Source organism: Thioclava sp. PTB-PU3-1 (assembly GCF_055666785.1).
The window spans coordinates 120167-132505 of sequence record NZ_JBVNVL010000006.1 but is presented as its reverse complement, the minus strand read 5'-3'; the positions used below and the strand labels follow the sequence as shown (position 1 = coordinate 132505).

The window sequence follows — 12339 nt, the reverse complement described above, 5'->3', positions numbered from 1 at the left end:
AGAAGGCCGGCGATCACGTCGGCCTTTTTCATGCGCGAAGCCCACTTTCCTAAACCCTTGAACCGCCTACATGATGCCAGCCATGAAACTGGAACTGCTTCATATTCTGGGCTTCGCCCTGATCGCCGGCCTCATCGCGCTGGCCGGTGTGACGCTGATCGTCGCCCGGCTGTCGCATCGGCGCCCGAAAGGCCCGTTCCCCGAGTCCCATATGCAACTCGCCCCCGAAACCGGGCGCTTCGCGTCCGCGCTTCAGGACCGGCTCGCGGGAATTGAGACAAAGAGCGCGGTCCAGCTGCTCGCCGATCCGCTCGACGCGCTGGCGGCGCGGCTCGAACTGATCGACGCGGCGGAGGTCTCGCTCGATCTGCAATACTACATCTGGCAGAACGACACCGCGGGCGCGATCATGCTCGGCGCGCTGCGCAAGGCCGCCAAACGCGGGGTCCATATCCGTCTGCTGATCGACGATAACGGCACGGCGGGGATGGACCGCACGCTGGCCGCGCTCGACCAGTTGCCCAATGTCGACGTGCGCCTGTTCAACCCCTTCCCGATCCGGACCGCGCGCTTCCTCGGCTACCTGTCCGATTTCCGCCGCCTGAACCGCCGGATGCACAACAAGGCGATGATCGCGGATGGGCGGATGGCGATCCTCGGCGGGCGCAATATCGGCGACGACTATTTCAACAGCCTCTCCGAGAGCGGGCTCTACATGGATCTCGACGTCGCAGTCGCGGGTCCGGTTCTGACGCAGATCGGCAAGCAATTCGACCTCTACTGGAACGCGCCCCCCGCGATCCCGGCGGAAAAGATGTTGGGCGGCTGCGAGGCGAAAGAGGCCGAGACCATCATCAAGACCGAAGAGGTCCGCCTCTCGGAACCCGAGGCGAAGCGCTATGCCGACGACCTTCAGCATCCCGACCGGCTGTCGCGGCTGCTGTCGGGCAAGGCGCGGGTGATCTTCGCCGAGGCGCAGTTGATCTACGACCACCCGTCGAAAATCCACGGGCTTTTGCAGGGGCGCAAACTGCTCTGGCAATATCTGGTGCGCGCCTTGGGGCAACCGCTGGAAGAACTGGTGCTGGTGACGCCCTACCTCGTACCGACGCGGACGGGGGTGCGTTACCTCAAGCGGATCGCCAAGTCCGGCGCGACCATCAAGGTGCTGACGAATTCCTATGCCGCGACCGATGTAGCACTGGTCCATTCCGGCTATGCGCATCGCCGCAAGGGCCTGTTGCGCGCCGGGATCGAGCTTTACGAATACGCCGCAGATGCCGAAGACCGCCGCCCGAGCGAGCGCAACCGGCGCGAGCGGCTGCTGGGCTCCGACATTCGCGGCACCTCGCCCTTCTCGCGCAACAAGCTTCACGCGAAGGTCTTCGCGGTGGATCGCGCGCGCGTCTTCATCGGCTCGTTCAACTTCGATCCACGCTCGATGCGGCTCAATACAGAGCTGGGCATCGTGATCGACGCGCCCGAGATCGCGACGGAAATCTCCGAGACCTTCAAGGAATTCATCCCCGCCCGCGCATGGCGGCTGCGCCTCACCCGCGCGCAGCAATTGCGCTGGTCGCGCCCCGGACATGGCGTGCGCAAGCGCGAGCCAGGCGTGCCCTTCTCGCACCGCATCTTCCTGTGGGTCGCGCAGCGCCTGCCGATCGAGTGGATGCTGTAAGCCTCAGCTCTTGCGCGTGCGTTTCACCTTGCGCGCGACCGCCTTCTTCTTGGCGGCGTCGCGGGCCGGTTTGCGCGGCCCCTTTCCGGGGCCTTTGCGCGGCGGACGCGTGCCGGGGCGGCGGCCCTTGCGGCGCTTGCCGTCGCCCGAGGGCATCCCCTGCCCTTCGACTTCCAGCAGCTCCAGCATCAGCCCGCCGGTGATCGGCACGGCCTCGGACAGCCGCACCCGGACGCGCTGCCCGATGGTGATGACCATCCCGGTATCCGAGCCCACCAGCTCCTGCGCCTCGCGGTCGAAATGGAAGAATTCGCGCCCGATCTCACGGATCGGGATCAGCCCGTCCGCGCCGGTCTCGTCGAGCTTCACGAAGGCGCCGAATTTCTGCACGCCCGAGATGCGGCCCGTGAATTCGCTGCCCACGCGGTCTGACAGGTAGGCGGCCAGATAGCGGTCGGTCGTGTCGCGCTCGGCCACCATCGAGCGGCGCTCGGTATCGGAAATCTGCTTCGCCGTGTCCTCGAGGTTCTCGATATCCCACGCGCTCAGCCCGTCCTTGCCCCAGCCATGGCCGAGGATCAGCGCGCGGTGCACGATCAGGTCGGAATAGCGCCGAATCGGCGAGGTGAAATGCGCGTAGGAGCGCAGCGCGAGGCCGAAATGCCCGTAATTCGTCGGCGCGTAATAGGCCTGCGTCATCGAGCGCAGCGTCGAGATATTGATCAGCTCGTCGAACTCCGAGCCCTCGGACTGGCTGAGCAGGTTGTTCAGATGCGCGGTCTGCAGCACCTGCCCCTTCGCCAGCGTGAAGCCCGACGCCTGCGCCACTTCGCGCAAGCTCTCGATCTTGTCGAGGCTGGGTTCTTCGTGAACACGATACAGCAGCGGACGGCGCAGCTTCTCCAGTTCCTCGGCGGCGGCCACATTGGCCAGCACCATGAACTCCTCGATCAGCTTATGCGCGTCGAGCCGCTCCTTGAACCGGATCGAGGCGACATGCCCGTCGTCCCCGATCACGATCTGCCGCTCGGGCAGGTCCAGCTCCAGCGGCTGACGGATCGCGCGGGCATGTTTGAGCGCCTCGTAAGCCTCGTAGATCGGGTCGATGATCTCCTCGACCATATCCTCGGTCTTCTCGTCCGGATTGCCGTCGCGCGCCGATTGCACCTGCCCGTATTCGAGCGAGCCGACCGAACGGATCATCCCGCGCGTGAAGCGATGCGAGACCTTCCGACCCTGCGCGTCGATCTTCATCCGCACCGCCAGCACCGCACGGTCCACGTTCTCATGCAGAGAGCACAGATCGCCCGAGAGGCTATCGGGCAGCATCGGCACGACGCGGTCGGGGAAATAGGTGGAGTTGCCGCGCTTGCGCGCCTCGCGGTCCAGCTCGGAGCCCGGCGTGACGTAATGCGCCACGTCGGCAATCGCGACCCAGATCAGGAAGCCGCCGTCGTTTTTCGGATCGTCGTCGCGGATCACCAGCACCGCATCGTCGCGGTCGCGCGCATCCGCCGGGTCGATCGTGACGAAAGACAGCTTGCGCAGGTCTTCACGATCTCCCAAGGGCGCGGGCTTGGCGGCATCGGCCTCGGCCACGACCGCATCGGGGAAATCGTCGGGGATGCCATGCTGATGGATCGCGATCAGCGACACGGCTTTCGGCGCGGACGGATCGCCCAGCACCTCGATCACGCGCGCCTTGGGCAGGCCCATGCGGCCGCGCGGCCCGGTCTGTTCGGCCTCGACCAGCTCGCCATCCTTGGCGCCTTGGGTCACCGCCGCCGGCACTTGCCATTCGTTGCCGACACCCTTGTCGATCGGCATGATCCGCCCGCCCTCGGCATTCTTGCGGAAGATACCGACGATGCGATGCGAGGCCTGCCCGATCTTGCGGATCAGCCGCGCCTCGTAGCCGTAATCCTCATCCTCGACCGGGGTCAGGCGGCCGAGGATACGGTCGCCCTCGGCCAGCGTGGGATCGCCGTCCTTCGGAACGAAGAGGACCAAAGGCGCAGGCCCCTCGCCATTCCATTCCGCAGGCTCGGCCCATTGGTCGCCCTGACTATCCTCGCGCATCACGCGAAGCACCGACACCGGCGGCAGCACGTTCGGGTCGCGGAAGTTGCGGCGGCGCTTCTCGATCAGGCCTTCATCGGCCATGTCCTTGAGGATGCGCTTCAGCTCGATCTTCGCCTGCCCCTTCACGCCGAAGGCCCGCGCAATGTCGCGCTTGGCCCCTTGGTCGGGGTTGTCGTTCAGCCAGTCGAGGATTTGCTGGCGCGAGGGGATGGGGGCGGGTTTGCTCATGGGTTTGCCTAACATGGGGCGTGAGGGGCGTCACTCAAAGAGTGTGGCACGGATGAGTGGTGTCGAGCCCTGCGCTTGCGCTTCGGGCGTTCGCCGGGGCGTCCTTCCACCGGAAGGCCGCTGACCCCGGCTCACCCCCCGGGATATTTTCGCCAAGAGGAAGCTCAGAGCGGCTTTTCCATATCGCGATGCGGAATGCCCGCGTCGTCGTAATCCGCGCCATAGGGCACGAAGCCGAGCTTTTCGTAGAACGGGATCGCGTAGCTCTGGGCCGAGAGATAGGCACGGGTGCAGCCCATCTCCTCGAACCGTTCGCAGGCGTCGCGCACCAGCGCCGCGCCAAGCCCGGTGCCACGCGCGGATTTCGCCACGCAGATGCGACCGATCTTGCCGGTCTCACCCTTGCGGATCAGCCGCGCGGTGCCGAGCGGCGTGCCGTCATCGCTGGCCAGAAGATGGACCGCCTGATCGTCGAGATCGTCCCATTCCTCGGGCTCCGGGATGCCCTGTTCTTCGATAAACACGGCGCGGCGCAGCGCGTGGCAGGGCGTGTAATCGGTGACCGGCTCGATCTTGATCATGCGAAATAGTCTCTCAATATGCGGGCATAGACGCGCGTGAGCGCTTCGATCTGATCGAGGGGCACGCGCTCGTCGACCTGATGCATCGTCGCGCCGACGAGGCCGAATTCCACGACCGGGCAATGATCCTTCACGAAGCGCGCATCCGAGGTGCCGCCCGAGGTGGACAGCTCCGGCGCGCGGCCCGTTTCCGCCTCGACCGATTTCGCGACGAGATCGACGAAGGGACCGGGCGGGGTGACGAAGCTTTCGCCCGAGATATCGGGGTTGAGCGCGATACGGATGCCGGTCTCGGCGGCGATCTCGGAGGCCATCGCCTCGGCCCAGGCGATCAGCCCCTCGCCGGTATGGGCGTCGTTGAAGCGGATATTCACGGTCGCGCGCGCCTTGGCCGGGATCACGTTATTGGCAGGGTTACCGCAATCGATGGTGGTGATCTGCAGGCTCGACGGCTGGAAATGATCGGTGCCGTGATCGAGCGGCTCTGCGGTCATCCGGCCCAGCAGATCGACCAACGCATGCAGCGGGTTCTTCGCGCGATGCGGATAGGCGGCATGGCCCTGCACGCCCTCGGCCTCGATATAGAAGCTGAGCGAGCCACGCCGCCCGATCTTCATCATCTCGCCCATCTCATTGGGGCAGGTCGGCTCGCCCACGAGGCAGACCGACATCGCCTCGCCCTCGGCCTTCATCCAATCCAGAAGCGCCCGCGTGCCGTCGCGGCCCGGCCCTTCCTCGTCGCCGGTGATGGCGAGGATCACCGCCCCGTCGGGCGGCGTCTCGGTCACGAAATCCACCGCTGCCGCGGCAAAGGCCGCCACGGCGGTCTTCATGTCGGTCGCGCCGCGCCCCCACATCACGCCGTCGACGATCTCGGCGCCGAACGGGTCATGCGTCCAGGCGCTCGCATCGCCCACCGGCACGACATCCGTGTGCCCGTTGAAGCCGAAGCTTTTCGCCGCCCCCTTCGCGCCCCAGCGCGCGTAGAGGTTCGGCGTGCCGTTGCGATCGACGCGCGTGCAGGTGAAACCCGCCCCGCTCAGCAAGCCTTCCAGCAACACAAGCGCGCCGCCCTCCTCCGGGGTCACCGAGGGGCAGCGGATCAGATCGGCGCTCAGGCGGATGGGATCGGTCGTCATGGGCACTCCTTTTCAGCGCTACAGGCTTAGAGCGCCGAAGCCCTCGGGGCAATGGCTGTTGCAGGCTCGACACCGGGCGCATGTGACGCAGAGACAGGGGCTACCCAAAGGCAGGTCTCGGTGCCATGATATGTCAAAAGCAAAAGCCCGGAATCGGGCATATCGAGCAGGGCAAAGCCCGGAGTCAGACGCAACAGACCCACGCGCGGCCCATTCAGGCGGCGTGCGTTTTTCGTGTCGGTTTCCCCGGGCGCGGAGACAGGCATGGGATCAAGGCAGCATTCGGAGCGTCGCGGATGAGGGCGCAACAGGGCTGGATCGGTGCGCAGATCGCACATCGCGGCGCGGTCAGGTTTGACGAGCGTAGACTGCCGGAGCTGCTCGCACGCGGCAGCCTGATGCTCGAATTCACCCTGATGCGCGGCGAGCAATCGCCCCTGCCGCTGATCCATCTGCATCAGCGCGAAGGCTGGCGGAATTTCCTCTCGCTCAATCTCGATGTCGACGGGCGCATCGTGCTGGCGCAGCGGCGCGGCTCGGCGGTCCATGCGATCTCGATCGACGCCACGCAGGAGAGGCTGACCGGCGGACGGATGCGGCTCACATGGCGCTGGGACGGGCCGGGGCGCGAGAGCCTGCTGACGCTGGAGGCGCTCGACCAGCGCACGATCCGGCAGCAGGCAGGGGTCGCGCCGCTGCCGCTGACCCGCGACGAGGCCGCGGCCCTGCTCGATCCGGCGGGGCCCGCGCGGATCGGGCCGCGCGTCGATTGGCTGGCGCTTGGCGATCATCTGCAACCGATGGGACCTGCGGGCTGTTTCGCCCCCGCGACGCCGATCCAGACGCCGGAGGGCGTGGTGCCGGCGGCGCGGCTGCACGCAGGCGATCTGGTCGAGACCGTCGATGCCGGGCCGCAGCCGGTGCTCTGGTCGGGGCGGATCAGCCTGCCTGCGATCGGGCACCTACGCCCGGTGAAGCTCTGTGCACCGGTCTTCTCGGCGCGGCAGGATCTGTGGGTCATGCCGCAGCACCGCGTGGCGCTGAGCGGGCCGTCGGTGGATTTCATCTTCGGCGAGGACGAGGTGCTGATCGAGGCGCGCTCGCTCGCCGATGGCTGCGCCGCGCTGCAACCCGATTGCCCCGGCGTGCTCGAATGGCACGGGCTGCTCCTGGGCGGCCATCACCTGCTGATCGCGGATGGCTGCAAGCTGGAGAGCCTGCATATCGGGCGGCTCGCCCGGCAACCGCTTCTGGCGGCGACCACGGCCTTTGCGGGGCTGGTGCGCGAAGGCGGGGTGCCGCTCCATCGCAAGCCGGTGCGCAAGATCGTCTCGGGTTACGAGGCGAAGACGCTGGCCTCCGCCCGCCGTCAGGGGCTGCGTCCCTTCGTGGCTTAACCCATCAGCGCACGGCGCAGCAGGTTCAGCCCCGCCACGCCCAGCAGGATCAGCGTCCACCACCGGAACCGCACCGGGTCGAGCCGGTCCTGTGCCTTGAAGCCCAGCTTCATCCCCGCCAGCGCGGGCAGGATCATCAGAAGCGACAGCGGGATCGTCTGCGCGTTCAGCACGCCCGAGACCAGATGCGAGCCGGTGAGGATGATCGCCCCGGTGAGGAAGACGACGCCAAGGATGCGCACGGCCTCCTGTTTCGGCGCGTCGATCGAGATCAGGTAGATGATCAGCGGCGGTCCCCAGATCCCGGAAATCCCGCCATAGAGCCCCGCGACGATGCCCAGCCCCGTCTCGGTCACCGCACGGTGGCGCGTGGGCATCGGGATCTGCCGGCCCGAGATCTGCCAGATCGAGAAGGCGACGATCGGCCCGCCCAAAAGCGCGTACATCACCGGCTGCGGGATCACGTCGACGAGGGTCGCGCTGATCGGGATGAAGACGATGATCATCGCGATGAACAGCCGGTAATTCTTGATCGAACCCACCGCCGCGCCGACCCCCTGACGGAAGGCCTGCATCACGTTGGTCACCAGCGTCGGCAGGATCAGAAGCGCCAGCGCCTGATGCGGCGGCAGGAAGGACGCGAAGCTCGAGAGCATGATCATCGGCATCGCGAAACCGACCGCGCCTTTCACGAAACCTGCGAAAAGCGTGACGCCAAGCGCCGCGAATATTTGCCAAACTTCCATCCCGAACATGCGCGTTCCCCTTTCCTGTCCCGCGTCGCTTCTACCGGGTTACGCCGCGGGATACAGCCGTGAAGCGACGTGAAATCAGGCGCATACCCGACCACGCCGACAACCTCCGCGACATTATCCGTCGCAATTGTCGCTACTGGCGAATTTTTATTGCGCTGCGGTTGCGAAGTAACTAGACAGGCTGCAACTGCAGAATAAGGAGCCGACTCATGGCACATGACGGGGCCGATATGCCGACGACGATCATTCTGGACGACCTGATGGGCCTTGCGGAGGCGAGCCTGCCCGAATTGGAGACGCTGGTCTCCGACGCGACCGCGAGCCTGCGCGCCGCGACCGAGAAAGACGGCCGCATTTCCGGCGCCGCTCTCGAGACGAACCAATATCGCGCCCACGGTCTTGCCTGGCTGACCACCTATCAGCAGTCGCTCAAGCAACTGCACGGCTGGGCCGCACGTCTGGCCGAGGAAGGCAAACTGGGCGAGATGGAGAAGCTGATCGTGCAGATCGGTTTCGGCGAATATCTCGCGCAGATCGCGGGCGGCATCCAGATGAACCAGGGCGAGATGGTGCGCCTGGCCGATATGGGCGTCAGCTGGACCCCGTCCGAGGCCGCCGCGAAACTGATCGCCGAGGGCAATTCCAACGCCGCCCGGATGCGTCTGGTCGAGCTGATGCGCGACGTTCAGGGCCGCTCGATCTTCGGGCAGTCGGGTCTCGATGAAGACCTCGAGATGATCCGCGAGCAGTTCTACCGCTATGCCGAGGACCGCGTGAAGCCGAATGCGCATGAATGGCACCTCAAGGACGAGCTGATCCCGATGGAGATCATCGAGGAACTGGCCGAACTGGGCGTCTTCGGGCTGACCATTCCGGAAGAATATGGCGGGCTCGGCCTGTCGAAAGCCTCTATGGTCGTCGTGACCGAGGAGCTTTCGCGCGGCTACATCGGCGTGGGCTCGCTCGGCACCCGGTCCGAGATCGCGGCCGAGCTGATCATCTGCGGCGGCACCGAAGAGCAGAAGCAGAAATGGCTTCCGGGCCTGTCGTCGGGCGAAATCCTGTCGACCGCCGTGTTCACCGAGCCGAATACCGGCTCGGATCTGGGCTCGCTTCGCACCCGCGCGGTCAAGGATGGCGACGACTGGTTGATCACCGGCAACAAGACGTGGATCACCCATGCGCAGCGCACCCATGTGATGACGCTGCTCGCGCGCACCGATCCCGCGACCGACAACTACAAGGGGCTGTCGATGTTCCTGGCGGAAAAGACGCCGGGCACCGATGACAACCCCTTCCCCACCGAGGGCATGACCGGCGGCGAGATCGAAGTGCTCGGCTATCGCGGCATGAAGGAATACGAGCTCGGCTTCGACAATTTCCGCGTGAAGGGCGAGAACCTTCTGGGCGGCGAAGAGGGCAAGGGCTTCAAGCAGCTCATGGAGACGTTTGAATCCGCCCGCATCCAGACCGCCGCCCGCGCCGTGGGCGTCGCGCAATCGGCGCTGGAGATCGGGATGCAATACGCGATCGACCGCAAGCAATTCGGCAAGTCTCTGATCGAGTTCCCGCGCGTGTCGTCGAAGCTCGCGATGATGGCGGTGGAGACGATGATCGCCCGCCAGCTGACCTATTTCTCGGCCTGGGAAAAGGATCACGGCCATCGCTGCGATCTGGAAGCCGGTATGGCGAAACTGCTGGGTGCGCGGGTGGCGTGGGCCGCTGCCGACAACGCGCTGCAGATCCATGGCGGCAACGGTTTCGCGCTGGAATACCAGATCAGCCGCATCCTGTGCGACGCGCGCATCCTCAACATCTTCGAGGGCGCCGCCGAGATTCAGGCGCAGGTGATCGCGAGGCGTCTCCTCGGCTGAGCCAGCGAAACTCTATTCAACGGGGCGATGCGGGCGAACCTCGCATCGCCCCGTTCTGATTTGACACCCGTGCTACGCCCCCGCAAGCTGAACGACGAGGTTCAGCACAATGGAGGGCGCATGGCTCGCACAATTCTGGTCACAGGCATCACCGGCTTCATCGCCAAACGCATTGCCTATGACCTTCTGGCGCAGGGCGAGATCGTGCGCGGCACGCTGCGCAAGGCCAGCCGCGGCGAGGAGGTAAAAACCGCCTTGAGCGACCTTGGCCCCGAAGCGCTGGAACGGCTGAGCTTCGTCGAGGCCGATCTGATGGCGGACAAGGGCTGGGATACGGCGATGGCGGGGGTCGATGCCGTGATCCACACCGCCTCCCCCTTCCCGCTCAGCAAGCCGAAGAACGAGGCCGAGGTAATCCAGCCTGCGGTCGAGGGCACCAAGCGGGTGCTGGCTGCGGCACAGGCCGCCGGTGTGACCCGCGTGATCCAGACCTCCTCGATGGAAGCGGTGATGCATGGCGTGACTTCCAACCCAATGACCGAGCGCGACTGGTCGAACCCGCGCGCGCCGACCTGCAGCCCCTATACGCGCTCCAAGATTTTCGCCGAGGAAGCCGCGTGGGAATTCATCGAGGATCATCACGAGATGCGTCTGACCGTGATCAATCCCGGCCTCGTCTGCGGCACGCCGATGGATCGTCACACCGGATCGTCCGTCGCGGTGATCGAGCGGCTGATGGCGGGCAAGGACCCGATGGCGCCGGAGTTCGATATTCCGGTGGTCGATGTGGCCGATGTGTCCGCCTGTCACGTCGCGGCGCTCGACCGGACCGAGAGCATCGGTCGCCGCTACATCTGTGCGGAAAGCTTCATGTCCTTCCTCGAGATGGCGCGCGTGCTGAAGGCCGAGTTCCCCGAGCGCAAGATCCCGACGCGGAAAGCGCCGAACTGGATCGTCTCGATCCTCGCGCTGTTCGATGAGCAGATCGCGCTGATCAAGCCGATGCTCGGGATGAAGATGCGGCTTAGCCACGAGGCCGCGACCCGCGATCTTGGGGTGGAGTTCGTGTCCGCCGCCGAGGCCGTGCGCCGCACCGGACATTTCATCGTGCAGAAATAGCGTTGCGCTCGCCCGGTTTCGCAGCCAAATCTGGCGCGACAGACTGGAGGGGCGCAGATGATCCGCGACGCAAGACCGCAAGACGCAGAGGCGATTACCGAGATTTACAACGACGCGGTGCGCAACACGACCGCGATCTGGAACGAGATCGAGGTCGGCCCCGAGAACCGCCGCGCCTATATCGCGGATCGGCAGGCGGCAGGCTATCCGGTGCTGGTCTGGGAGGAAGACGGGCGCGCCGTGGGCTATGCGAGCTTCGGCCCGTTCCGCCCCCATGACGGCTATCACCTGAGCGTCGAGCATTCCGTCTATGTCCACCGCGACCACCGCGCGGGCGGCAAGGGCGCGAAGCTGATGGAAGCGCTGATCGCGCGTGCCAAGGAAGGCGGGTTTCATGTCATGGTCGGCGCGATCGACGCCGCGAATGAGGGCTCGATCCGGCTGCATGAGCGGCTTGGCTTCACGCAGGTGGGCTTGATGCCCCAGGTCGGCAAGAAGTTCGGGCGCTGGCTGGATCTGGCGCTGCTGACGCTGCTGCTGGACGATCGCGAGCGGCCTTGAGCTTGAGCTGAGGGACGCGCCGGACCCTTGGGTGGGCGCTGTGCTCCGCCTGTGGCTTGGCGCTTTATCTTGCAAGCCCGCATGCCTCACGTGCCCGCGATGACGTCGCCAATGCGCCCTCCCGGGGGGAGGGTCGGGCGCGGCCCGGGGCTGGTCGCCCCGCGCCTGGCTTTATGAGCTACCGCGCACTTCGCCCCAGCAAATCCACGAACCGCTGCCGCGCCTCCGGCAAGGGCCGATCCCCCAGATCGGGCGCCATCCGCTCGCCAAGGAAAAACCCGGTCAGCCGCAGCCCCTGCACGATCTCGCCAAGACTCGCAGGCCCCTGCCCCAACAGACAGAGCGGCAGCGGCAGAAGTCTGGGCGCCCATTCCCCGGCCCCTTGCCGGCTCACCGCACGCCCCGAGCGCGGGCTGACATAGGCCAGATCGTCGCGCGACCCGGTCACCGCGCAGCGCGACAGGTCGAGCCCGTAGCCCATCTCTTCCAGTAGTCCCAACTCCCAGCGCAGATAGGTCGGCACCCAGTCGCCGCCCTCGGCCATCGCATCGAACAGCGCCTCGGAGGCCATGAATAACGCGTCATGCGCCTCACGTTCGGGCAGCGTGAACCGCAGAAGCGCCGTCGCCGCGTTCAGCCCGGCCAGCGCCTGCCGGTCCGACAGGATCACCGCGCGGCTCTGCAAAGGCTCGATCGTGTAGCTGCCGAGGTGATCTTCGAGTCGCGCGCGCCACGTCGCCGTGACCCGGTTTCCCGGCTGCAAGATCCCCGTCATCTTGCGCGACGCCCCACCGCGCACGACGCCCGCATGTCGCCCATGCGCCGAGGTGAACAGCTCGACGATCATCGAGCTTTCGCCATGCGGTCGTGCCGAGAGGATCGTGCCGAGGTCTTGCCAGTCCATGCGAGGGACTATCCTTTC

General features: G+C 66.0%; 10 protein-coding genes. 5 read left to right on the top strand and 5 right to left on the bottom strand.

The genetic code is table 11. The annotated features are described in order from the left end of the window. Positions 1–82: 82 nt before the first annotated feature. A complete protein-coding gene (locus ACZ7GB_RS16060) occupies positions 83–1681 on the top strand; it encodes a phospholipase D-like domain-containing protein (protein WP_472159491.1) in 1599 nt (532 codons plus the stop codon). A gap of 3 nt (positions 1682–1684) precedes the next feature. On the opposite strand, the gene rnr is transcribed toward ACZ7GB_RS16060, so the two are convergent. From rnr to dapE, 3 genes are all read right to left on the bottom strand, one after another. Continuing rightward, positions 1685–3991, bottom strand: a complete 2307-nt coding sequence (rnr, locus tag ACZ7GB_RS16055) for a ribonuclease R (RefSeq protein ID WP_472159489.1) — start codon at positions 3989–3991, stop codon at positions 1685–1687. Between the two features lie 164 nt (positions 3992–4155). Then, complete coding sequence (locus ACZ7GB_RS16050; RefSeq protein ID WP_472159569.1) at positions 4156–4569, bottom strand: GNAT family N-acetyltransferase; 414 nt, start codon at positions 4567–4569, stop codon at positions 4156–4158. Further along, on the bottom strand, positions 4569–5711 hold the full coding sequence (gene dapE / locus ACZ7GB_RS16045; RefSeq protein ID WP_472159488.1) for a succinyl-diaminopimelate desuccinylase: 1143 nt from the start codon (positions 5709–5711) through the stop codon (positions 4569–4571). Before dapE ends, ACZ7GB_RS16050 begins: the two co-directional genes overlap by 1 nt. A 296-nt stretch (positions 5712–6007) precedes the next feature. Between dapE and ACZ7GB_RS16040 the strand changes: the two genes are divergently transcribed. Then, positions 6008–7108, top strand: coding sequence for a Hint domain-containing protein (locus ACZ7GB_RS16040; RefSeq protein WP_472159486.1), 1101 nt, complete (start codon positions 6008–6010; stop codon positions 7106–7108). Here the strand turns inward: ACZ7GB_RS16040 and ACZ7GB_RS16035 are convergent. Next, positions 7105–7863 carry a sulfite exporter TauE/SafE family protein gene (locus ACZ7GB_RS16035; RefSeq protein ID WP_098412161.1) on the bottom strand — a complete coding sequence of 253 codons (759 nt, stop codon included), beginning with the start codon at positions 7861–7863 and terminating at the stop codon, positions 7105–7107. The genes ACZ7GB_RS16040 and ACZ7GB_RS16035 overlap by 4 nt on opposite strands. Before the next feature lie 209 nt (positions 7864–8072). Here ACZ7GB_RS16035 and ACZ7GB_RS16030 point away from each other — a divergent pair, with 209 nt between their 5' ends. The 3 genes from ACZ7GB_RS16030 (at position 8073) to ACZ7GB_RS16020 (ending at position 11417) form a co-directional block, all read left to right on the top strand. Continuing rightward, on the top strand, positions 8073–9737 hold the full coding sequence (locus ACZ7GB_RS16030) for an acyl-CoA dehydrogenase family protein (RefSeq protein ID WP_472159485.1): 1665 nt from the start codon (positions 8073–8075) through the stop codon (positions 9735–9737). Positions 9738–9857: 120 nt separating this feature from the next. Continuing rightward, positions 9858–10856 (top strand): NAD-dependent epimerase/dehydratase family protein, encoded by a 999-nt coding sequence (locus tag ACZ7GB_RS16025; protein ID WP_472159484.1) that lies wholly within the window; start codon positions 9858–9860, stop codon positions 10854–10856. A gap of 57 nt (positions 10857–10913) precedes the next feature. Further along, positions 10914–11417: a GNAT family N-acetyltransferase gene (locus ACZ7GB_RS16020; protein WP_078521463.1), complete on the top strand. Its 504-nt coding sequence runs from the start codon at positions 10914–10916 to the stop codon at positions 11415–11417. Positions 11418–11595: 178 nt separating this feature from the next. On the opposite strand, the gene recO is transcribed toward ACZ7GB_RS16020, so the two are convergent. Further along, positions 11596–12321, bottom strand: coding sequence for a DNA repair protein RecO (gene recO / locus ACZ7GB_RS16015; RefSeq protein ID WP_078549424.1), 726 nt, complete (start codon positions 12319–12321; stop codon positions 11596–11598). Positions 12322–12339 lie beyond the last annotated feature (18 nt).

Coding starts and splice junctions, on each gene's coding strand:
- dapE (WP_472159488.1), bottom strand. CDS start 5,711: ATGACGACCGATCCCATCCGCCTGAGCGCCGATCTGATCCGCTGCCCC.
- ACZ7GB_RS16035 (WP_098412161.1), bottom strand. CDS start 7,863: ATGTTCGGGATGGAAGTTTGGCAAATATTCGCGGCGCTTGGCGTCACG.
- ACZ7GB_RS16020 (WP_078521463.1), top strand. CDS start 10,914: ATGATCCGCGACGCAAGACCGCAAGACGCAGAGGCGATTACCGAGATT.
- ACZ7GB_RS16060 (WP_472159491.1), top strand. CDS start 83: ATGAAACTGGAACTGCTTCATATTCTGGGCTTCGCCCTGATCGCCGGC.
- rnr (WP_472159489.1), bottom strand. CDS start 3,991: ATGAGCAAACCCGCCCCCATCCCCTCGCGCCAGCAAATCCTCGACTGG.
- ACZ7GB_RS16040 (WP_472159486.1), top strand. CDS start 6,008: ATGAGGGCGCAACAGGGCTGGATCGGTGCGCAGATCGCACATCGCGGC.
- ACZ7GB_RS16025 (WP_472159484.1), top strand. CDS start 9,858: ATGGCTCGCACAATTCTGGTCACAGGCATCACCGGCTTCATCGCCAAA.
- recO (WP_078549424.1), bottom strand. CDS start 12,321: ATGGACTGGCAAGACCTCGGCACGATCCTCTCGGCACGACCGCATGGC.
- ACZ7GB_RS16030 (WP_472159485.1), top strand. CDS start 8,073: ATGGCACATGACGGGGCCGATATGCCGACGACGATCATTCTGGACGAC.